Source organism: Pedobacter sp. MC2016-14 (genome assembly GCF_020991475.1).
GTDB lineage: Bacteria > Bacteroidota > Bacteroidia > Sphingobacteriales > Sphingobacteriaceae > Pedobacter.
This window is the reverse complement of the sequence record NZ_JAJMPA010000003.1, coordinates 574,556-597,511: the sequence shown is the minus strand read 5'-3', so window position 1 is coordinate 597,511 and position 22,956 is coordinate 574,556. Positions and strand designations below refer to the sequence as shown.

Sequence of the window (22,956 nt, the reverse complement as noted above, 5' to 3'; positions counted from 1 at the left end):
ATGATTGATTTTAAAATAGATAAGTTAAAGCATACCCATACAAACAATTTTCTGTTAATGGCTGGTCCATGCGCTATTGAAGGCGAGGAAATTGCGATGCGTATTGCTGATCGTATAGTTACAATTACGGATAAATTGGGTATTCCCTATATATTTAAAGGTTCATATCGTAAGGCAAACAGGTCTAAAGGTGATTCCTTTACCGGCATAGGTGATGAAAAAGCACTAAAGATTTTAGAGAAGGTAGGTCGTACTTTCGGCTTGCCTACAGTCACGGACATCCACGAAAGCGGGGAGGCTGCTATGGCTGCCGAGTATGCAGATGTGCTGCAAATTCCAGCTTTTTTATGCCGACAAACAGATTTATTAATTGCTGCCGCACATACCGGAAAAGTAATTAATGTAAAAAAAGGCCAGTTTTTATCTGCCGGTTCCATGAAGTTTGCAGTTGATAAGGTGGTTGAAGCAGGAAACCAACGTGTAATTTTAACAGACCGTGGAAATACCTTTGGTTACCAAGACCTTATTGTAGATTATCGGGGTTTACCCGAAATGCAAAACTTTGGTGTGCCGGTGGTGATGGATTGTACACATTCCCTGCAACAACCCAATCAAAGTAGTGGTGTAACAGGAGGGAAGCCAGAACTGATTGAAACCATTGCGAAAGCTGCCATTGCAGTTGGTGCTGACGGCTTATTTATTGAAACACACCCCAATCCGTCAGAAGCAAAATCTGATGGTGCAAATATGTTACACCTGGATTTACTGGAAGAAATGCTGGTTAAACTCATCAGAATTAGACAAGCGGTTATTTAAGACTAGAGCTTCGTAATTATAAACGAAGTTCTTCTATTTTGCTTTCTGCCCTCCTCTGTATCATTGGTAACCAGGGGATTTTTTGCACCCAAGCCTTTGTAACTTAACTTTACTGGGTTAATTTTATGCGCTACAAGATAGTCGTATACTGCCTTTGCCCTGTTTAGCGATAGCTTTTCATTCAATAGGCTGTTACCAATATTATCTGTATGTCCTTGTATTTCGATAGCAATGTTTTTGTTCAAAACCAATAAATCAACGAGGTTATTTAGTTCCACTACAGAGCTTTCCAGCAATTCATACTTATTGGTGTCAAAAAAAATATTCCTCAACGTCACATCTGTACCAATCCTAATTTTATCCATTAAAATTTCCATAACAAATGGCTTGCTCACATAAGCTTTGTTTAATTCAAAGTTTTGAGAATAGAAAAGATAGCCATCTGCACTTACATTAAAAGCATAATCGCTTCCAATTGGCATCACCGCTAAAAAATCTCCACTTTCAGATGTATAGTCGCTGTATACGGCATGTTTACTCTTCAAATCAACTACTTGTATCCTGGCTTCCAGTAAGCTGCTCGTCTGCCTGTCTTTAACAATTCCTTTTACATAAGTAATTAGTTGTGGTTTTGCATGTTGGGGCATTTTAAAGCGATAAATATCCATGTCGCCAAAACCACCTGCAATGTTAGAACTCAGCAAACCCTCTGTGCCATCTGGAGTAACGATTAAACCAGTTTCTTCATTAAATGTATTGATCGGGTAACCCAAATTCACTGGTTTAGCCCAATTGTTATGCTCGTCCAGTCGACTGTAAAACAAATCTTTATTGCCAAAGCCGGGCCATCCATCTGAAGAGAAATACATTGTTTTTCCATCGGGATGAATAAAAGGCGTGTGTTCGTCATAAGCAGTATTGATCTCTGGCCCCAGGTTTATGGGTTTCTCCCATTCTCCTTCATCATTGAGTGTGCTTTTCCAGATGTCGTATCCACCGAGACCTCCTGGCCGGTTGCTTACAAAATATAAAGTACTTCCGTCTGGTGTTATAGCAGGTTGAGAATCCCAGTAGGCTGAATTTAAAGGTGCACCCAGGTTAAATGGTTTGCCCCATTCATTTCCATTTCTATGACTAACATAGATGTCACATCTTCCCAGTCCATCAGGTCTGTTGCAGCCCGTAAAAAATAAGTACATCCCATCCGGAGAAATAGATTGGGCACCCTCGTTATATGCTTTCGTATTGATTTGGTCACTTAAAGGCAGGGCAGCTTGCCATTCGCTATTCTTTTTTTTAGAAACATAAAAGTCTTCATTTCCTCCAACATTTCTGCTAAAGATGATGGTCTCACCATCAGCGGTAATAGCTGGGAAGTAATCCCTGTAGCCTGAATTTATGCCAGGACCCATATTCAGCAATTTAAATTGTTCCGGAGATTTCATCGCCTGTATCGAGAAATCACAATCCCTAATGTGTTTTTCTGCCAATTGCTTTAAAACGGGATCTGTTCCTTTATAGGTATCAATAAATAACTGATAGTTTTTTTTTGCGTTTAGATAGTCGCCTTTATTGGAGAAGGCCCTGCCGATTTTAAAATACTCCCTTGCATCAGTCTGTGCAAATCCAAACTGAGTAAGGAATATGATGAGCAGTGTAAGGGTATATTTCTTCATTACAATTTAGATGTATTGATACATTAAATGTAAGAAGATAAAAATGAATTAAGGTATGTTTAAATATTTATGGGTCTGAAGTGAAATTTCCCATTTAGGATTGGCCATTACATAATCAATAATCAAAGGTGTAATTTCCTTAGATTTTGACCATTCTGGCTGCAGATAGAGTTTACAATCAGGCGATACGGTTTCCGCATATTGCTCAGCCCATGCAAAATCACTTTTGTTAAAAACAATCACTTTAAGCTCATTAGCAAATGGCGTAATGTCCGGGCGCGGAGCTTTGAACTTTTTAGGTGACAAGCAAATCCAGTCCCAATGTCCCGAAAGGGGATAAGCCCCGGAGGTTTCAATAAACGTAAGGATGTTTCTTTCTTTTAATTTGGAAGTAAGGTAATCCAGGTTATAAATTAGTGGCTCGCCGCCAGTAATCACTACTGCTTTACCAGGGAAAGAATCTGCCTTCTCTGCAATCGCATCTGCATGCGTTAAAGGATGTAATTCAGCATCCCAGCTTTCTTTCACATCGCACCAGTGGCAGCCCACATCACACCCACCAAGGCGAATAAAATATGCGGCCTTACCCGTATTGTACCCTTCGCCCTGAATAGTGTAAAACTCTTCCATTAAAGGAAGTAAAGTGCCGTCTGTTGGAATTTGATGTGCCATGTTAAGGCCGCAAAGGTAAATAATTCCTTCAGCGGAAATGTGGTTTAGCTGTAAATTTCCTTTTTAGCTGATGCCAATGTGTTTTTTAACAGGCCTACAATGGTCATTAATCCCACTCCACCAGGTACGGGTGTAATCCATGAAGATATTGGTGCAACGTTTTCAAAATCAACATCTCCAAATAACTTATAGCCAGATTTAGTGGTTTCAGAAGTTTCTCTGTTGATGCCCACATCAATTACTATGGCACCAGGTTTAACCATATCTGCTGTGACAAAGTTTTTTCTACCAATAGCTGCTACAATGATATCGCCCTGTAAAACCAATTCTTTTAAGTTAGAAGTTTTGCTGTGTGTAAGTGTTACGGTGCAATTGCCAGGGTTAGCATTACGCGCCATTAAAATACTCATCGGACTGCCAACTATATTGCTCCGGCCTACAACTACACAATGTTTACCAACGGTATCAATTTGGTACGCTTGTAACATCAGTAAAATTCCGTAAGGGGTGGCAGGAATAAAACAAGGCAGGTTGCGCATCATTCTACCAAGATTTACCGGGTGAAAGCCATCAACGTCTTTTCTGTAATCAATGGTTTCGGTAACCTTCTCCGGATCTATGTGTTTAGGTAGGGGCAATTGTACAATTAAACCGTCAACACCTTCATCGTTGTTAATTTCACGAACCTTCGCCAGCAGTTCCTCTTCAGTAACACTGTTGTCGTATCTAATTAAAGACGATTGAAAGCCAACCTTCTCGCAATTTTTCATCTTACTGGCTACATAGGTTTCACTACCGCCATCATTACCAACCAAAATCGCCACCAGATGTGGTTTTCTGCCAGTGGATGTTAAAAATTCTGCCGCTTCCGCTGCTATTTCAAGTTTTATTTTTTCTGATGCAAATTTTCCGTCTAATAACTGCATTTTCAAAGTAGTAAGTGTTAAATAGTAAGCGCTAAGTAGTAGTGTTCAACTACTTAATCCAATTTCAATACAGCCATAAATGCAGTTTGTGGAATTTCCACATTACCTACCTGGCGCATTCTTTTCTTTCCTTGTTTTTGTTTTTCCAGCAATTTGCGTTTACGGGAAATATCACCACCATAACATTTAGCGGTAACGTCTTTTCGCAAAGCGCTCAGCGTTTCGCGGGCAATTACCTTAGCCCCAATAGAAGCCTGGATTTTAATTTCAAACTGCTGGCGGGGAATCAATTCTCTTAGTTTCTCGCATATTTTCTTTCCAAAATCATAGGCATTGCTGCGATGGATCAGTGAAGATAAAGCATCAACAGGCTCTTCATTCAACAGCATATCCAGTCTTACCAAATCAGATTTTCTGTAACCAACCTGATGGTAGTCAAATGACGCATAACCTTTTGAAATCGTTTTAAGCTTATCGTAGAAGTCAAAAACAATCTCACCCATGGGCATTTCAAAAACGAGTTCAACCCGGTCTGAAGTCAAGTATGACTGGTTCACAATGATTCCGCGTTTTTGTATACATAAAGACATTACAGGCCCCACAAAATCGGCTTTAGTAATGATGTTTGCTTTAATAAAAGGCTCCTCAACAGAGTCAAGCTTGCTGGGGTCTGGTAAATCAGATGGGTTATTTACAATAACTTCTTCGCCTCTAGTGGTTTTGGCAATGTAAGATACGTTGGGCACTGTTGTAATAACAGTCATGTCAAATTCACGCTCCAAACGCTCCTGAATAATTTCCATGTGCAGCATGCCCAGGAATCCGCAACGGAAACCGAAGCCTAGTGCAGCAGAACTTTCCGGTTCAAAAACTATCGAAGCATCATTGAGCTGAAGTTTATGCATGGCTTCTCGCAGCTCTTCAAATTCGTCTGTATCTACAGGATAGATGCCGGCAAAAACCATTGGTTTTACTTCTTCAAAACCTTGAATGGAATCTGGAGAGGGTCTATCAACAGTTGTAATTGTGTCACCAACTTTTACTTCACGTGCTTCCTTAATACCGGAAATGATGTATCCCACGTCGCCGGTTTTAACCACAGTACGTGGCGCCATATCCAGCTTTAAAATTCCAACCTCGTCTGCTAGATATTGTTTACCTGTATTGATGAATTTAACTTTATCACCTTTTTTAATTTCGCCGTTTACTACTTTATAGTAAGCAATAATTCCCCTGAAGGGATTAAAAACAGAGTCAAAGATTAAAGCTTGCAGGGGAGCATCCGGATCACCGACAGGAGCGGGAACACGGTCTACAATAGCCTGAATGATATCAGGAATCCCCATTCCGGTTTTACCGGATGCAGGAATAATATCTTCGCGTTTACAGCCAATTAAATCAATAATTTGGTCTTTTACCTCTTCTGGCATAGCCCCGGGTAAATCCATCTTATTTAAGATGGGAATAATTTCCAGATCATGTTCAAGTGCCAGGTAAAGGTTTGAAATGGTCTGCGCCTGGATACCCTGAGAGGCATCTACAATCAATAAAGCACCTTCACAAGCTGCAATGGAACGGGAAACCTCATATGAGAAATCTACGTGTCCTGGCGTATCAATCAGGTTGAAATTGTATTCAATATCCCCAACCTTATAGTTCATTTGTATGGCATGGCTTTTTATCGTGATACCACGTTCACGTTCCAAATCCATGTTGTCCAGGAGTTGGGCCTGAGCCTCACGCTGACTAATGGTTTTAGTATATTCTAATAAACGGTCAGCCAATGTACTCTTCCCGTGATCAATATGTGCAATTATGCAAAAATTACGTATGTGCTTCATCTTTGCGCAAAGATACTATTTTGAAAGTATATTTTATAAGATCGTAAAATCATCGGCATCTCTCAAAAATGGGAAGCTTCTTCTGTTCTTTACCAGTTCTGCGTAATTAATACTAAAAGTATAAAGGTCTTCATCCTCTGGTTTATAATAAACCGTATTTCCATTTGGGTCAATACACATAGAATGACCACTATGGTAAACTTCATTACCATCATGTCCAACCCGGTTAACGCCAATTACATAACTTTGGTTCTCTATAGCCCGGGCAGGGATTAATGCTTTCCAATGCGCAGTTCTTTTATCCGGCCAGCTGGCTATAACCAATAGCAGATCGTACTCCATGTTTTTATTGCGTAACCAAACCGGAAAACGCAGATCGTAACAAATGGCAAGCCTTATTTTCCATCCGTTAAGTTCCACAATTACCTGTTCTGTTCCTGGCGCATAATTCTTGTCTTCAGATCCCATGCTAAAGAGGTGTCTTTTGTCATAATGACTTGAAGTACCATCGGGAAGCATCCAAACCAGACGGTTATAAAATTCCCCATTTTCTTTGATCATTAAACTTCCTGTTACTACACAGGCATATTTTTGGGCCACCTCCTGCATCCATTTTAGCGTTTTGCCATTCATATCTTCAGCAAGGGCTGCAGTATTCATGCTAAACCCAGTATTGAACATTTCTGGTAAAACAATTAAATCTGTCTTTTCTTTTACACCCATTGACAGGCGTAAAGACAGGTTTTGGAGGTTTTTATCCACGTTTTCCCAAAACAAGTAAGCCTGGAAGACCGTTATTTTTAGGTTACTGATGTTTAAATAATTTGTACTTTCCATATTATCTTGTTTACGTATGGATTAAAGTTTCATTAATCTTTGAACGGCGATTTCAAGGGTTTCTTGTTTCTTGGCAAAACAAAAGCGCAAGACACGGTGGTCTGTATTTCGCGTATAAAAAGCTGATACCGGAATACTGGCAACACGCGTTTCGGTGATTAAACGCATGGCCAAGTCCGTATCACTCTCTTCGCTAATTCTATCATAAGTAACGCATTGAAAATAAGATCCGTTACAGGGTAACAGGTCAAATTTGGTTTCCCTGAGCAGGTTCCTGAAAAAGTCTCTCTTTTGCTGAAAGAAATCCGGCAGACCTAAATAAACCGAGGAATCTTTAAGGTAATTGGTAATAGCAACCTGCATAGGGGTGTTTACACTAAAAACGTTAAACTGGTGGATCTTTCTAAATTCCTGCATTAAACCTGCAGGAGCAAGGCAGTATCCAACTTTCCATCCTGTAGCATGAAGTAGTTTTCCAAATGAAGCGGCGATAAAGCTGCGTTCTTTTAGTTCGGGATAGGAAGCCATACTCAAATGTTTTTTACCATCATATACCAGGTGTTCATAAACTTCATCACTTAAAATCAGTACATCAGTACCCTTTACCAATTTGATTAAGGCCTCTATGTCTTTTTCTGCTAAGATATGACCTGTAGGATTTTGCGGGCTGTTCAAAATGATCATTTTAGTGCTTGAACTGAATAGCTTTTTAACCATATCCCAATCAATCTCATAATTAGGGGGCGACATCTCGTAAGATTTTACGAGCCCGCCCAACATTTTTATTGTCGGCGCGTAACTGTCGTAAGCAGGTTCAAAAATAATCACTTCGTCCCCAGCTTGTATAGTAGCAGTTAATGCTGTAAAAATAGCCTGGGTTCCGCCAGCAGTTATGGTAACTTCTGTATCAGGGTTATAATCGGTTTGATATAATGATGTTACCTTATCGGCAATCAATTCTCGTAATGCCGGCATTCCCGCCATTGGCGCATATTGGTTGTACCCGTCTTTTAATGCCTGTGCTACAAAATCAATTAATTTAGGGTCGCAATCGTAATCAGGGAAACCCTGAGAAAGATTAATAGCTTTATGTTCTTCAGCGAGTTTAGACATCACAGAAAAAATTGTAGTGCCTGTACCTGGTAGTTTGGATCTGTTAGATATCATGTAATGGCTAAATTACATATATTTGGTTTAAAATAATCATTCTATTTATGACATTAAAGACTAAAGAAAGCAGATTGTTATTGGTGCTGGCTGCATTTTTTGTTTCAAATGCTGTCCTTTCTGAGTTTATGGGGGTAAAGCTATTTTCGGTGGAAGGTACATTGGGCTTTAAAGAATTTGACATTAACCTTTTTGGCGTACCTCATTTATCTTTTGTGATGTCGGCAGGTGTATTAACCTGGCCATTAATTTTCATCATGACTGATATTATTAACGAATATTTTGGCGTAAAGCAGGTTAGGTTTTTATCCGTTTTAACGTCCATTTTAATTGCCTATTCTTTTCTGGTTATTTGGGGGGCAATGGGGCTAACTCCCGCAGGCTTTTGGGTCAATCAAATTATAAACGGTGCGCCGATCAATATGAACAATGCTTTTTCCGGCATTTTTGGACAGGGCTTGTGGATAATAGCGGGCTCAATTGCCGCGTTTATCATCGGACAGTTTACCGACGTTTTTATTTTTCACTGGATTAAGAAAATGACGGGCGAAAAAAGATTATGGCTAAGAGCCACCGGATCCACGCTGGTCTCTCAGTTCATTGACAGTTTTGTGGTTATATTTATTGCTTTTTACATCAACCCGCAATACAATTACAGCTGGAAAATGGTTGCGGCAATAGGTTTGGTAAATTATACCTATAAATTTGTAGTCGCCGTGTTGATGACGCCTATTCTCTACCTGATTCACGGTGTCATTGATCGTTACTTAGGAAATGACCTATCGAAAAAACTCACTGAGATGGCTACGAGGGAATAAAAAAAGGGAAGATTTTCTAGAAATCTTCCCTTTTTTTATTTTCAAAAATTACTGGTTAAGCATTCTGTACCGCATCATTTGCATCATCTGATGCACCTTTTACAGCATTAATGGCTTCCTCTTTGTAATTATTAAAGCCGTCTTTCAAATCGCTTGCCTTAGATTTTACCTGATCTACCAGTTCATCTGTTTTAGCAAGAACCTGATCTTTTGTATTTTGATATTTATCTTTTAGGCTATCCTTCAAATCGGTAGCTTTATCTGTGATTAAACTTCTGGTTTCTTCGCCGCTTTTAGGGGCAAACAATACGCCTAAAACAGCACCTACAGCAAGGCCGGCCAACAATGCTACCACAGCTTTAGAAGAATCCGAATCTCTTGTTACGCAGTTTGATAATACTTTTTTATAATCCATGATGATGTGTTTTTTTATTTAGTAACACTAATCAGGTCATACTGTTTTGAAAAAATGCAATTATTCAGCTTCGTGGTCAATAACAATCCTGATCTCATGATCAGAAACGGTAATTTTTCTTTCCTTATATAAAGCACCAATCGTTTTTTTAAAGGCACTTTTGCTGATTTTAAATCTATGGTAAATATCCTCCGGAGTGCTTTTATCACCCAAAGCAATTATACCTTTACTATCTTTTAGTTCCTGGTAAATAATGTCCTTAGAGTCTAATATATGGCTATAGCCCATCGGTTGCAAGCTAAGGTCAATTTTGCCTTCAACCCTTATTTTTTTAATCCATCCTTTTCTAATCTCTCCGGGATGCAGTTCGTCAAACAATTCATTGGTGTACAAAAGTCCAATGTATTTGTTGTCAATAATGGCATTGAAGCCCAAATCAGAGCGGTCTACAATCAATAAACTTACCTCATCACCTTCTTCAAGGTCAATGTCTTCTTCCTCAACAAAGTTGGTTAGCCTGGAAGAAGCTACCATGCGGTCGTTACTGTCATCTAAAAAAACATATACTACATGGCTGTCGCCTTTAGACATTGGTCTTTTCTGTTCTCTTTGCGGAACATAAACATCCTTATCGATACCCAGGTCCATAAATACACCATCTTCAGTTTCGTCCACTACGGTTAAGAAAGCAAAATCTCCCACACAGGCCAGTGGTCTTTTAGTAGTAGCCAATAAGCTGCCGTCTTTATGCGTGTACACAAATACACTGATGTTTGCACCTATTTCTGTATTGGCTGGTACCAAAGTATAGGGCAGGAGGGCTTCTTTATCTCCATCTGTTAAAATCAGTCCGTTATCTGTCTTGTTTATAATTCTGAGGTCGTTGTATTCTCCAATAGATATCATGCTGCAAAGATAGCAAAAAAAAAAGCTGCCATTTTGGGTGGCAGCTTTAAAGGTTATGCTTTTAGTTTACTTGTTAATTTCGGCAATTGCTGCATCTATAGCAGCGGCATTGGTTTTTCCAGCTGCAGATTGTTGTTTCAATTGTGTAAGTAAATTAATTACATACTTGTCTATTCCGTATTGCTTATATTTAAGTCCAAGTGTTTTAGCTTCTTCTATGGCTTTTTGCAACTCAGGGGTGCTGTTTGCTTTAGCCGCCATGCCAAGGTAGGCAGGTAGGAGGCTTACTTTTTCCTGAGCACCCATTCCAGCAAATTTATTCGCGATGAAAGGAAGATTTTGTTCCGTTCCAAATCTGGCGTAAATCATTAAAATGGCTTCCGTTAAAGCTTTGCGATTGTCTTTTTCCAGATCTTTAGCTGCAAGTAAAGCTTCCTCTGGTTTTAGTAAAGCCAAAGCTTGAAGGCCAGCACCCTGAACAGCATAGGATTTACTGGTTAAAGCTTTTCTAAATAAAGGAAGATCGGCTTCATTCTTATTTCCCGCAATTACATTGATGGCTGTTGCCTGTACAGTAGTATTTGGGTCTGTTGCCGCCATTTTTTGAATAATTGGCATGGCCAGCGCAGCGGTTTGTGTATCGCTAAGGTCTAACGAATCCAGTGCAGCAGCTCGCAATCCATAAAATTTATCATTTAATGCCGCTATCAATAAATTTAATCCTTCCGGTGTTTTTTTGTTTTTTGCTCCCTGCTGTATGGCTTCCAAACGATCCAGGTATAAAGGCGCATTTGCATACTGCTGCACATACTCGCTTAAAGGTTTGGCGTCGGTTTTTTCCCAAAGGATTACTTTATCAGCATCCACGTTCACCAAAGATGGTTTAGAAGGACTTAAAAATGAGAAAGTCTGTACAGAATCTGTTAAAGTAATTTGGTAGCGTTGCTTGTTTTTACCGAGGTAAACATCCACCGCCATCGGCAAAATAAATAACTTACCAGCTTGCGTTTGCTTTAAAATCACCTTTTGTGTTTTGTTCGCTTCATCCCATGCGTATTCAATGGTTACAATAGGGTGTCCGGAATTGAAATACCATTGGTTAAAGAACCAGCTCATGTCTTTTCCGCTCGCTTCTTCCATAGCCAGGCGCAATTGGTGTGCCTCACCGGTTTTAAAAGCATTTTGCTTTAGGTATAGGTTTAAACCTTTAAAGAACACTTCGTCACCAAGAAAATTACGCATCATGTTTAAGATACGGCCACCTTTCTGGTAAGAAACCAGGTCAAACATATCTTCCTTGTCACTATAATGAAAACGTACCAGGTTTTTTAACGCATCTTTGTTAGATCCCAGGTAATTATCCATATCATGATAATTATGGGCATCGGCTTCATCCTGACCATATTTATGCGCTGCCCATAGCACTTCACTGTAATTGGCAAAAGATTCGTTTACGGTAAGGTTGCTCCAGCTTTCAGCAGTTACATAATCTCCAAACCACTGGTGAAAAAGTTCGTGTGCAATGGTACTTTCAGCTTGACTAAAGTTCTCATCCAGCATTTCACGTGCGGTACGCTGTACATATTCGCCATGTAACGTCGCTGTAGTATTTTCCATAGCACCGCTAACGTAATCACGTGCCACTATCTGACTGTATTTATTCCAGGGATAGTCAACACCTAAAATCTTACTGTAAAAAGTAATCATCTCTGGTGTTGTACCAAAAATCTGCTTTGCATAAGGCGCATATGCTGGTTCCAGGTAATAATTCACTTCTTTTTCCTTATACTTATCGCGATAAATCTTAAAATTTCCCACGGCCATCATGAATAAGTATGGCGCATGTGGAAGTTCCATTTTCCAGGTATCTGTACGGGTACTATTGGTATTTTTAACCTGCTTAAATAATTTTCCGTTAGATAGGGTAACGTATTTAGAGGGAACCGTCATGCTGATTTCCGAAGTCGTCTTTTGGTTCGGTTTATCTATAGTTGGAAACCAGGTAGAGGAAGATTCTGTTTCTCCCTGCGTCCAGATTTGAACCGGTTTTCCTTTAGTTGTACTGTCTGGATTGATGAAATAAAGCCCTTTTGCACCAGTTATTGCGGCACTTCCTTTCGCTTCCAGTTCATCTGGTTTTGAGGTGTAATCAATGTAAATGGTATACGCTTGTCCAGGAAGAAACTTTTTTCCGAGTTGTATTTTTACTTGAAGGCCATCGTATTTATACTTTAGGTTTTGTAATGCTGTTCCATTTACCAGCGCTACAGTTTTAATGTCCATGCCTTTGGCGTCCAGCGTTAGTGAATCCGTTGCGTATGCGTAGGGTTTTAATGTTACCCATTCTTTGCCATAAAGATATCTTTTAGCATAGTCAAACTTAACATCCAGCCGGGTATGCACCAGCGCATTTACTTTAGTTGCTGTAGCGCGGTACGCTGCAGATGACTTTTCTGTCTGTGCGCTAACATCAGACCCCAGGAGTGCCAATGCAAAACAGGCACACCAGGCCGTCTTTTTTAGGTTCTTGTTCATTTTATATCAATAATAAAAGCGAATGTACTCAAATTATCAGTGATGTTTATTTCCGTTATTTAATTAATTGTACAAATTAAGGGACAGTAAACAGTTGATTGGATAAATGAAGGTTATGTAACTTTCTGGTTATGTAAGGTGTTGATTATCATATGTGCTAACCCATTATTTAAAGATAAGATGCAAACATTTTTAGAATGGGGTTTGGTTTTTGAACCTGCAGGGAGAAATAATGCATCTACCTGCATTATGTAAAATATGTTTTATTTAAATGTTATACAAAATGAAAAACAATTCAGTTTTTAAAAAACTATTCGCTGTTACCGCAATTTTAGGGATCGCATTCTCTATGAGTTCTTGTAAAAAGAATGATGTTGATGAATCCGGATCGGCAAACATCAGGGTAATTAATGCTTCTGCATCATCCAGTGCGCAAAGTTTTTACCTGGCTAACTCGGCTGTCGTTCAAGGAGGCCTGCGTTACGGAGACAATACCAATTATATGGCTGTTAATTCCGGAAATAACCTTGTAACAGAATTTAGAAATGAAGGCTCATCGGCTGCTTATGCGAGTGGAAAGTTTGATATTACTAATACCTTGTCTTACAGTATATTTTTGGCGGGAGATGGCCAGCAGGCGAGAGTTAAAGTTTATGAGGACAATAATGCCGCGCCAGCTTCAGGGAAAGCGAGACTTAGGTTTATTCATTTGAGTGATGCTGCTCCTGAGTTTATTGATGTTAGGACGAGTCTTAATGCTACAACAAGCGTAGTTGCAGGCTTAAAGCGCGACAACGCGAGTACTTACGTAGATGTAGATGCTGGACTTTCTTCTCTTTTTGTCTTCCAGGTAGGGCAATCTGCAAGCCTTGGAAACTTTAACCTTTCTACTTTTGCTGCCGGAAAAATTTATACCGTGTACATCACAGGTTCAACCAGCAGTACCATTCGGGTAAATCAATTCACACAAAATTAACTCATCAAAGTTCTTATCAACTTAATTCAAGTCAGCTTTTGTACAAAGCTGACTTTTTTTATTAAAAATTCGAAATATTATTTGTTCAATAAATCAGCTTTATTAATCCCTTAAGCCCTGTTTTTTCTGTCTTACAACTTTTTGTGATGGGTTTTTTAAATATTATTTGTTAGTGTATATTGTACACTAACGGAATGTTTGTATATTTGTATCAGAGATCAGCAGGTAATTAGCAGATCATCGTAAAATTGACATAAACGTTTTCAGATGGTAACCGGTAGTTCTTTAAGGACTGCAGCACTGAAAATTTAAAGGAAAAGCCCGTTCATACAGGTTTATATTTGGTTAGAATAGGGATGCTTCGTGGATGCGACAGCCCTTTCTTTTTTTATAAGCTTTTTTTCAGTATGTTATGGATAAATCCAAGAAGAGATGTGTTAATAATCTGTTAGTTTTTTTATAGTTTGTCGGGAGTTAATATATGCATTTAAACTGGATTCAGTGAGGGTGATCTAGCTTTCGTCCCTGCTCTTGTCCCAGTGTTTTTATATTTCGTATCCATTTAACTTTATTAAAGCATCCCTCTATCAGCGGAAACTATAAAAGGTATTACTGCTAATAATCAAATGATCCAGTACTGCTATGTCAAGTAGCTTGCCCACATGTTTTAATTGTCGGTCATTTTCACTTGGTTTTGGTTCTCCGCTTGGATGATTATGGGCTAGAATTATCTGACTGGCTCCGGCTTTCAATGCTGTCACAAATATCATCTAAGGGCGTATGTAGAAGTTCTGGATATTGACTAATTTCGAAGTATGGAAGTTTTTTTATTATGGCACACACATATCGATGAGAATTTGGAAGGTGGCGAAGACAGTAAGCTTATTGGTTTGTATAGTTCGGCGGAAAAAGCTGAAGAGGCCAAGCATCGTTCTCAGCTTTTAGAAGGTTTTAGAGATCATATAGATGGATTCTTGATCGATAGATATACTATCGATCAAGACAATTGGACTGCTGGATTTGTAACCATTCCTTAATTGTCACTGATTAAAAATAACCGTAGTCTGCACCATCGACAAGTAGAGTGTATCTTTAATATCCTCTTTTTGCGTGAAAACCAGTATGTACAATTTATTTACTGGTTAGCATCTATTTACCATGTGTAAGTTTTACAATTCGGGAATTTCTCTTATCAATCACAATATGGAATGTACCACCATCTGATTCGCTAGTTAATGTGCCATCTATGATATAGTAGTTGCCAATCATTTGAACTTCATAAGGACGCTCGTCAATTATATGATCTCTGCCATAGATATCAAACAGTATAGGCTCGACCACTTTTACAGCCGTAGCGTCATTCTTTATCATAACCCACTCCTTAGTAACATTGTGAGACAGAGTATCCTGAAGTATCGATTTAAGATCATCGGCTGTGTAGTGATTGCCTGTCGTGTAATTACCATTATAAAGATTGGCTATTCCAACTGTTGCTATTATCAATATTGGTAATGCCCATAATGGTTTATAGTTCATGCGCGTAATAGATTGATGATTGAAATGCACGCTAAGATAGAAATTAACACTAATTAACATATCCGGCTTTAAACTATTATGCTGAATCATGCTCTATTTAACAAACAACAAATAGAAACATGAAAAAATTAATGATCACCGCTATTTTATTCATCAGCATGGGTACAATGGCATTTGCACAAAAAGATGTGGCCAAAAAACACCACAAAACACCTGAAGAAAAAGCGCAGAAACTTACTGCTGCCCTTGAAAAAAAGCTTGCTTTAACAGCAGATCAAAAGGCGAAAATTTACACCATCAGTCTCAACGGGATAAATGAGGTACAGAAAAAACATGTTAAAGGACAGAAGCCTGATCGTACAGCAATGAAAGCTGAGTTTGAAAAGAGAGATCAACAGATTTCAGCTGTTTTGAATGATACACAGCGTAAAGCTTATCAGGAATGGAAAACCGAGAAAATGAAATCAATGAAAGAGCATGGCCGGAAAAATAAAAAAGGAGATGCTCAAAAAGTATAAAGGTTGTTAAATTGTAGTTAGATTGAAGGAGGCTATATCGAAATTTGATATAGCCTTTTTTTATCATACAAAAAACTGGGAAATCTTGAAACACGAGCATCAAAAAATGCACTTAAAATGCTAGAATGGCTTCTGTTTCTTACATGCGTCCGGCATGCGTATATACCAACTTAAGGGTTGGCTTGAATCAACTTCGAGGTTGCGTAAGGGTTGAGTAACCTAAATGCCTTTCAATCCTGTACGTGACTCGAACGTGATTGCTTGATGGTATATACGCATGCCGGACGCAGCTTTGTAACATGGATTAATATTTTATTGCAAGATGAGCAAACCTACTTCATCATCCAGGGCTGCACCATCTAATTTGATACAGTTTTTTTATTCTTTTTTCTTCAAATTACTTTTATATTAGCTTTTGTCAATCGTTTAATATGCAAGCCCCTTTAGAGACAGAAGAGTACAGGTTATTATTAAAGCTGCAGAAAGGAGATCAATCTGCTTTCAATACTTTAATGGCAACTTACAAAAGGGTACTGGCTAAACGGATTTTGTATATTCTAAAATCAACTCAAGATACGGAAGAGGTACTGCAAGAGCTCTTTGTTAGATTATGGCTGAACAGGAAAAAAATAGACCCAAACCTGCCCATTAAAGCCTACCTGTTTCATATTGGAGAAAATCTGGTCATTGACGCCATCCGTAAGGCAAATCGTGAAAAAAACTTTTTAAAAGCCTATAAAACGGAGCAATCAACGGAGGCATACAGCCATATTGAAGAAACACTTTACAGGAAGGAAAACCGTGAACTGTTAGATAAACTTATCGCGCAGGTTCCTGAACAATCCAGAAAAGTATTTACGCTTTGTAAGATTGAGGGTAGAAGCTATGATGAAGTTAGCCAGCTGCTATCTATATCTACAGCAACAGTCAATTCGCACATCACTAAAACCAATAGGCTATTGCGTAACTATCTTAAAGAGAATGAAGGTTTAATCATTGGCCTCTCTATAAGTTACATCTTTCTTGCTTCATAATACCAACTTATAAAATATATTTTATTGGTAAACAGTATGTTGTAATTATTTTTAATTTACAGTCATTGCTTTTTTTTGTTTGAACGTATAGGGTTAATATGAATGCATTTAAACAATCAGGGGAAACTAACAGACTGCAACTGCTTTTTGAAAAATATCTGCAAGACAGCCTTACTGCTGAGGAAGCTGAAGAGCTTGAAAAGCATATTGACAATCCAGCGCTAGAGTTTCAGCTAAGAAACAGTGTAAAAGAAACTATGGCCAGCTATAACGAAACGGAAGATATAGATGAATGGGATATTGATACTGCATTTGCTGGATTAGAACTTAAGGTAAACCAGCGCATTGCAGAAGAACAAAAGATAAAAACTTTTAAGTTGTACCCTTATTTGCGTTATGTAGCCGCTGCGGTTATCGTTATTTTTTCTTTGGGCTTACTGATTTACACTCTAACAGATCACAAAAAATCTACTAATGTTACATTATCTGAATCAGCAAGCAACGATATTGCACCAGGCACAAATAGAGCAACCCTTACTCTAGCTAACGGCGAGAAAATAAAATTGAATGAGACCAAAGAGGGTATTGATGTTACAGGCAATTCAATTCGCTATGAAAATGGTGGCGTACTTGTCAATCATGCTCATTTACAAAATCTTACCCTGTCTGTTCCAAGGGCGGGCAAGTATAAACTTAAGCTTTCTGATGGGACTAAAGTTTGGTTAAATGCAGCCAGTTCACTAAGTTACCCAAGTAGCTTTGAAGGTAAGGAAAGAGTTGTTGAAGTTACGGGTGAAGTTTATTTTGAGGTTACGCATGACAAACAACATCCATTTGTTGTAAAAACGGCGCAGCAACGTATCACAGTGCTTGGTACTGCATTTAATGTCAATACTTACACCATTAACCGGATAACCACAACGCTTGTTAACGGCAGGGTAGCGATCAGCTCAGTAAGCGGTTTGAACAAGGTAATTAATCCTGGAGATCAGGCCATCCTTAATCACAGCGGATTTGAAGTTAAAAAAGTAAATACCCAGGATTATATTGCCTGGAAAGATGATCTGCTGGTGCTCAATGACCAGGATCTTCATGATATCTTAAGACAATTGGAGCGTTGGTACGATATCGAATTTATAAATATGGAAGCCCTTAGTGCCCATAAAAACCTTTCAGGCGAGATTCCACGAAACACCAGCCTATCAGCCATTCTACAAGCGCTTGAAGAACAAATACACGTTAAATTTGAAATTAATGGAAGGAGAATTATGATAAAAACCTAGACCAAACCAATGGCACTTCCTAAAAAAACCGCAGATGCTACCAACATCTACGGTCATAAAGTCGGGCTTAAAAAAAAGATTAAATGAACCATCAATTAACCAACCCTAACTATACAAATGTATGCATAATAACATACTTGTCAAGGTGCCCCGGTGCAAACCTAAGCCGAGGTGCTATAACATGAATATTTCCTCATATTACCAATTGATTATGAGATTAACTCTATTACTGACCTTATTTTTAACCATCGAAGCAACAGCTTACACCCATGCACAAAAAGTGAGCATGGATGTGAGCAATGTTGCACTAAAAAGTGTTTTACAGGAACTCCGTAAAAAGAGTGGCTACGCATTTATCTATAGCGACAAGGATCTCGACATGGCAAAGCCGGTATCTGCTAAAATCAGAGACAAGGAATTGTTGGAGGTGCTGCCAATGATTTTTGCGGGACAGCCTCTAACTTATACGGTAAGGGAAAAGCTGATCAACATTACCCTGAAAAAATCAGTTAATGCCGGCATACTAGATAATGATTTTAACCAGGAAACGGTTCGGGGACGTGTAACGGACGAAAAGGGTCAGCCTATTGTAGGTGCAACTATATATGTACTTGATAAGGATGGCAAACGGAGCGGAAAATCTACGGCTTCTGACAGAGATGGTTATTTTCAATTGTCAGGCATTTCCGGAGCTGGGCTAATCGAAATCTCCTACATGGGATTTGCACCTATTAAAATTCCAGCAAAGAGTCAGCTGGGTACCATTGCTTTAAAACCAGCCACAACAGACCTCAAAGAGATTGCCATTGTAGCAACAGGTATGACCGTAAGGGATAAAGAAACCTTTACTGGAGCGGCATCTGTTTATAGAGGAGAAGAATTAAAGGCCGTTGGAAATGTCAATATTTTAAAAAGCCTTAGTTCTTTGGACCCCTCATTTCTGCTCATTGAGAATAACCTTGCAGGATCAAATCCAAATACTTTGCCAACCATTGAATTGCGCGGACAAACCAGCATCAGCACGTCTTCGCTAAGAGATGAATTTTCTGATGATCCAAACCAACCATTATTTATTTTAGATGGTTTTGAAGCTACGCTTAGGACAATTATAGACCTGGACATGAATAGGGTATCTTCCATTACAGTTTTAAAAGACGCTGCCTCAACAGCCATTTATGGATCGCGCGCTTCCAATGGTGTCATCGTGGTAGAAACCATCCAGCCAAAGGCAGGAAAGATTAGGCTGAGTTATACCACAGATATGACTATGGAACTTCCAGACCTGAGCCAATACAATATGATGAACGCATCAGAAAAGCTGCAATTTGAAAAGCTTTCCGGTGTCTATACTGCGCCTTCAGTTTATCCTGAATTGCAGAATGTATACTATGACCCGCTCTATTCTCAAAAACTGCAGCAGGTAGTGAGCGGGGTTGATTCTTACTGGTTGACTGATCCATTGCAAACCGGATTTGCTCAACGTCATAATTTGTATGCTGAAGGGGGCTCCGAATCGCTAACCTTTAATGCCGGCGGAAACTATCGTTTTCAAAACGGTACGATGAAAGGTTCAGGTAAAAATGATTGGGGTGCCCGGCTCAATCTCTCATATCGTAGTCGTAAACTAAAAATCAACAATAATGCTTACGTAAACGGTTACCGATCTGACGAATCCAATTATGGCAGTTTCGCTACCTGGGCCAACATGAATCCATACTATGAAAAAGCCGCCGCCAGTGAGCCGTATGTGTTCAGCTTTTATGACTCAGCTACAAATAGCTATTATATTCCTACCTCATCAAGTTATATCAAAGTAAGTAACCCCCTATACAATGCCAGTTTAAATAGTTTTAATTATACCAATAACCTAAGCATAACCAATAATTTGCAGTTGATTTATGATGTTACAAGCAAATTACGTTTGCAGGGATTTTTACAGGTTAACAATGCCAATACTTCAATTAATGTTTTCAAATCTCCATTACATACGGATTTTGAAGATAGCGAGCAATTAAAGAAGGGGAGTTACACCTACAGGCAAATCAACGCGCTATCTTATACCGCAAATGTGATGGCTTCTTATGCCAATAAGCTGGGTAAACATGCCTATCAAGCGAATTTAAGGGCAGAATTACAGGATAAAACCAATAGGCTTAAAGGTTTTGTAGCACAAGGTTTCCCTAATTCTACCAATGGTAATCCGCGGTTTGCCTATGGTTATGAGGAAGGCGGAAGCCCAATTGCTGTAAATAGCATCTCCAGAAGAAATTCTTTAGTGGCCAACGGATATTATTCTTATGATGACAGGTACAATATGGATCTTTCCTTTACTTACGATGGCTCAACCTCTTTTGGGTTAAAAAACAGCTATCAGCCGTTTGGCTCTGCCGGGGTTAGCTGGAACCTGCATAAAGAAGCATTCCTGGAATCAGCAGAGTGGATAAATAGTTTAAGGTTGAGGGCATCCTACGGAGTAACGGGTAATCAGAACTTCACTTCAGCCACGTCCATTTCTACCTACACTTACATGACCAATTATAATTATTTTGGGCAGGGGGTAGAACTTACTAAACTGGGAAATGAAAATTTGGAATGGCAAAATACTTACCAAACTAATCTTGGTTTGGATGCTGCCTTTTTTAATAACAGGTTAACGCTGCAGCTTAATGCCTACCGTAAATACACAGATCCATTAGTAATTGGCATTGGTTTGCCAAGTTCAACTTCATTGTCTGATTATGCCATCAATGCAGGTAATATGACCACTAAAGGTATAGAGGCAAACATTCGTTTTGCGCCTTTATTTAAGCCAGAAAAGCAAATTTCCTGGTTTATCGGCTTAACAGGTACAATGCTAAGTCAAAAATATAATGGCTTTAACAATGTCCTTTCCGGTTTAAATGAAAGCTTGCAGTCGCTCAACTCACTAACCCGTTATACAGACGGATACGATTATTATGATATCTGGGCAGTACCCTCATTGGGCATTGATCCGGCAAGTGGAAGAGAGATCTTTAAGAAAAAAGATGGCAGTCAAACTTTTATCTACAGTTACGATGACATTGTAAAAGTAGGAAACAGCAGACCAGATGTTCAGGGTGTAATTAGTAATGCCCTTTCTTATAAAGGTTTTACCTTTTCGGTATATACAAGGTATATCATTAACAGAGATGTTTGGAATGACGCGCTGTTTAACAAAGTTGAAAATATCTCGCTCAACAGGGTCATCAACAATAATCTGGATAAGCGGGCATTATACGATCGCTGGCAGCAACCTGGAGATCATGCACAGTTTAAGGGAATTTCACTTACCGGAACCACCAATATGTCCTCTCGTTTTGTGCAACGTGAAGATGCTTTGTCCATAGAGTCGGTAAGCGTAGGCTATGAATTCAATAAAAAAAGGTGGTTGGATAAAGCAGGACTCTCCAATTTAAGATTAACTGGCTATACCAACGATTTGTTCTATTTCTCTACGGTTAGGAAAGAACGAGGAATTGATTATCCCTTTGCCAGATCATTTTCACTCAGTTTAATTGCCACCTTTAAATAATTAGAAATTATGAAAAGATTTAGATACTTAATGTTCATCCTTGGTCTAACCATGCTGCTTACTTCATGTAACAAGTGGCTTGACGTACAGCCGGAAGATAAGTTGACAGAGCAGCAGATATATGCCACCAAAAGTGGGATAGCTGAGGTGCTCAATGCCTTGTACTTAAAACTTGGCTCCAATGCACTATATGGTCAAAACCTTACGCTTGATAAGCTAGACTTGTTTGCTCAGCGCTATCATGGGTATGCCAGTAATGCAAGGTATTATAATTACATCAATTATAATTATGAGGATGAAACTGTAAAGGCTTCTTTAGCCGAAATCTGGAAAGGGCTTTACGAAGTGGCCGGAAATGCAAATCAGTTCATCACCAACCTAAAAAAATATTCTGGTGTATTAACTCCCGCACAAGAAGAACAATATATAGGAGAAGCAATGGCCATCCGTTCTTTGGCCTATTTTGATTTATTGCGCATGTTTGGACCTATATATGCCACAAATCCTACAGGGGCATCCATTCCATACTACCGCAGCTTAAGTGCCGAAGTTGGTGATTTTTTACCGGCCAACACAGTAGTGCAATACTTACTTGAGGACCTGGACCAGGCTATAAAATATTTGGCTAAAGATCCAATTATTGCTCAAAATGGTACAGATAACTACAATAACTACCGCCTAAATTTATATGCGGCCCAGGTTTTGAAAGCAAGGGTATTGATGTGGCGAGGTACCACAGATGATAAAGCACAAGCCCTATTACTGGCCAAACAGATAATTGCTGTAGCCACTAAATTTCCATGGGTTGCCCATGCAGATATTACAGGTAGCGCTGCGGATGCTAACCGAATTTTTTCTACAGAAATCATCTTTGGCACCTTTAACAGTAAACTTTACGATTTGCAGAACACCTTATTTTCTTCCAGTATTGCTGAACTCAGGATTCTATCTACCGGGCAGAATAATTATGTAGAATCTGTTTATGAAGGCAATCAGGGCGATTATCGTTTTACTTATTCCTGGCCATATCCTTCTGGCGGTGCTGTTACGTTTAGAACCTTCATTAAATATCAGGACATGTCTACCAGCACGCTTACACGTCGTTTTACCATTCCATTGATCAGGTTAAGCGAAGTGTATTATATTGCTGCAGAATGCGAAACAAATACCGCTCAGGCTTTAACTTACCTGAATACTGTTCGGCAAAAAAGGAACCTGCTGGTAGACATTACAAATTATGCCAGTTTCCGTACCGAACTCACCAAAGAATACCTAAAGGAATTTTATGGGGAGGGGCAGCTTTGGTATTATTATAAACGTAATCAAATGACGAGCATCGCAAGTCCAAATACGGTAACAGGTGGAGGTAACTACACTATCGCACTTTCAAATTATGTATTTCCAATTCCTGAGTCAGAACTCAGTTCAAGATAAATTATAGGCTATT

Annotated in this window: 20 protein-coding genes; 9 read left to right on the top strand and 11 right to left on the bottom strand. The window is 39.1% G+C overall.

Annotated elements, in window-relative coordinates:
• Positions 1 to 816 (top strand): 3-deoxy-8-phosphooctulonate synthase, encoded by an 816-nt coding sequence (gene kdsA, locus LPB86_RS17980; RefSeq protein ID WP_230692793.1) that lies wholly within the window; start codon positions 1 to 3, stop codon positions 814 to 816.
• A gap of 2 nt (positions 817 to 818) precedes the next feature.
• Here the strand turns inward: kdsA and LPB86_RS17975 are convergent, their stop codons facing one another.
• Genes LPB86_RS17975 through LPB86_RS17950 form a run of 6 tightly spaced genes read right to left on the bottom strand, consistent with a single transcriptional unit; the run spans position 819 to position 7,935 of the window.
• The gene (locus LPB86_RS17975; RefSeq protein WP_230692792.1) at positions 819 to 2,492 is read right to left on the bottom strand and encodes an OmpA family protein; all 1,674 of its coding nucleotides are present in this window, start codon (positions 2,490 to 2,492) and stop codon (positions 819 to 821) included.
• 48 nt (positions 2,493 to 2,540) lie between these two features.
• Positions 2,541 to 3,164 carry a 7-carboxy-7-deazaguanine synthase QueE gene (locus tag LPB86_RS17970; RefSeq protein WP_230692791.1) on the bottom strand — a complete coding sequence of 208 codons (624 nt, stop codon included), beginning with the start codon at positions 3,162 to 3,164 and terminating at the stop codon, positions 2,541 to 2,543.
• A gap of 44 nt (positions 3,165 to 3,208) precedes the next feature.
• Entirely contained in the window at positions 3,209 to 4,090 is an 882-nt protein-coding gene (locus LPB86_RS17965) for a bifunctional 5,10-methylenetetrahydrofolate dehydrogenase/5,10-methenyltetrahydrofolate cyclohydrolase (RefSeq protein WP_230692790.1), read from the bottom strand.
• A 53-nt stretch (positions 4,091 to 4,143) separates the two neighbouring features.
• Entirely contained in the window at positions 4,144 to 5,931 is a 1,788-nt protein-coding gene (gene lepA, locus LPB86_RS17960) for a translation elongation factor 4 (protein WP_230692789.1), read from the bottom strand.
• A gap of 33 nt (positions 5,932 to 5,964) precedes the next feature.
• Entirely contained in the window at positions 5,965 to 6,768 is an 804-nt protein-coding gene (locus LPB86_RS17955; RefSeq protein WP_230692788.1) for a nitrilase family protein, read from the bottom strand.
• A 21-nt stretch (positions 6,769 to 6,789) separates the two neighbouring features.
• The gene (locus LPB86_RS17950; RefSeq protein WP_230692787.1) at positions 6,790 to 7,935 is read right to left on the bottom strand and encodes a methionine aminotransferase; all 1,146 of its coding nucleotides are present in this window, start codon (positions 7,933 to 7,935) and stop codon (positions 6,790 to 6,792) included.
• 47 nt (positions 7,936 to 7,982) lie between these two features.
• On the opposite strand from LPB86_RS17950, the gene LPB86_RS17945 reads away from it, so the two are divergent.
• Entirely contained in the window at positions 7,983 to 8,753 is a 771-nt protein-coding gene (locus LPB86_RS17945; RefSeq protein ID WP_230692786.1) for a queuosine precursor transporter, read from the top strand.
• 55 nt (positions 8,754 to 8,808) lie between these two features.
• Here LPB86_RS17945 and LPB86_RS17940 read toward each other — a convergent pair whose 3' ends face one another.
• The 3 genes from LPB86_RS17940 to LPB86_RS17930 all read right to left on the bottom strand — a co-directional run bounded on the left by LPB86_RS17940 (position 8,809) and on the right by LPB86_RS17930 (position 12,609).
• On the bottom strand, positions 8,809 to 9,168 hold the full coding sequence (locus tag LPB86_RS17940; RefSeq protein ID WP_230692785.1) for a YtxH domain-containing protein: 360 nt from the start codon (positions 9,166 to 9,168) through the stop codon (positions 8,809 to 8,811).
• A gap of 60 nt (positions 9,169 to 9,228) precedes the next feature.
• Positions 9,229 to 10,074: a S1 RNA-binding domain-containing protein gene (locus LPB86_RS17935; protein ID WP_230692784.1), complete on the bottom strand. Its 846-nt coding sequence runs from the start codon at positions 10,072 to 10,074 to the stop codon at positions 9,229 to 9,231.
• Between the two features lie 66 nt (positions 10,075 to 10,140).
• Entirely contained in the window at positions 10,141 to 12,609 is a 2,469-nt protein-coding gene (locus tag LPB86_RS17930) for a M1 family aminopeptidase (protein ID WP_230692783.1), read from the bottom strand.
• A gap of 283 nt (positions 12,610 to 12,892) precedes the next feature.
• Here LPB86_RS17930 and LPB86_RS17925 point away from each other — a divergent pair, with 283 nt between their 5' ends.
• Positions 12,893 to 13,585 (top strand): DUF4397 domain-containing protein, encoded by a 693-nt coding sequence (locus LPB86_RS17925; RefSeq protein WP_230692782.1) that lies wholly within the window; start codon positions 12,893 to 12,895, stop codon positions 13,583 to 13,585.
• Between the two features lie 587 nt (positions 13,586 to 14,172).
• Here the strand turns inward: LPB86_RS17925 and LPB86_RS17920 are convergent.
• Positions 14,173 to 14,355, bottom strand: coding sequence for a JAB domain-containing protein (locus LPB86_RS17920; RefSeq protein WP_230692781.1), 183 nt, complete (start codon positions 14,353 to 14,355; stop codon positions 14,173 to 14,175).
• A 45-nt stretch (positions 14,356 to 14,400) separates the two neighbouring features.
• Between LPB86_RS17920 and LPB86_RS17915 the strand changes: the two genes are divergently transcribed.
• Positions 14,401 to 14,622 carry a hypothetical protein gene (locus LPB86_RS17915; RefSeq protein WP_230692780.1) on the top strand — a complete coding sequence of 74 codons (222 nt, stop codon included), beginning with the start codon at positions 14,401 to 14,403 and terminating at the stop codon, positions 14,620 to 14,622.
• A 112-nt stretch (positions 14,623 to 14,734) separates the two neighbouring features.
• Here LPB86_RS17915 and LPB86_RS17910 read toward each other — a convergent pair whose 3' ends face one another.
• Positions 14,735 to 14,956: an NTF2 fold immunity protein gene (locus tag LPB86_RS17910; RefSeq protein ID WP_230692779.1), complete on the bottom strand. Its 222-nt coding sequence runs from the start codon at positions 14,954 to 14,956 to the stop codon at positions 14,735 to 14,737.
• 284 nt (positions 14,957 to 15,240) lie between these two features.
• Between LPB86_RS17910 and LPB86_RS17905 the strand changes: the two genes are divergently transcribed.
• The 5 genes from LPB86_RS17905 to LPB86_RS17885 all read left to right on the top strand — a co-directional run bounded on the left by LPB86_RS17905 (position 15,241) and on the right by LPB86_RS17885 (position 22,943).
• Positions 15,241 to 15,639 (top strand): hypothetical protein, encoded by a 399-nt coding sequence (locus LPB86_RS17905; protein ID WP_230692778.1) that lies wholly within the window; start codon positions 15,241 to 15,243, stop codon positions 15,637 to 15,639.
• 431 nt (positions 15,640 to 16,070) lie between these two features.
• Positions 16,071 to 16,673 carry an RNA polymerase sigma factor gene (locus LPB86_RS17900; protein ID WP_230692777.1) on the top strand — a complete coding sequence of 201 codons (603 nt, stop codon included), beginning with the start codon at positions 16,071 to 16,073 and terminating at the stop codon, positions 16,671 to 16,673.
• A 98-nt stretch (positions 16,674 to 16,771) separates the two neighbouring features.
• Positions 16,772 to 17,956 carry a FecR family protein gene (locus tag LPB86_RS17895; protein WP_230692776.1) on the top strand — a complete coding sequence of 395 codons (1,185 nt, stop codon included), beginning with the start codon at positions 16,772 to 16,774 and terminating at the stop codon, positions 17,954 to 17,956.
• A gap of 211 nt (positions 17,957 to 18,167) precedes the next feature.
• Positions 18,168 to 21,509 (top strand): SusC/RagA family TonB-linked outer membrane protein, encoded by a 3,342-nt coding sequence (locus LPB86_RS17890; protein ID WP_230692775.1) that lies wholly within the window; start codon positions 18,168 to 18,170, stop codon positions 21,507 to 21,509.
• 9 nt (positions 21,510 to 21,518) lie between these two features.
• Complete coding sequence (locus LPB86_RS17885) at positions 21,519 to 22,943, top strand: RagB/SusD family nutrient uptake outer membrane protein (RefSeq protein ID WP_230692774.1); 1,425 nt, start codon at positions 21,519 to 21,521, stop codon at positions 22,941 to 22,943.
• The last annotated feature ends 13 nt before the right edge of the window (positions 22,944 to 22,956 follow it).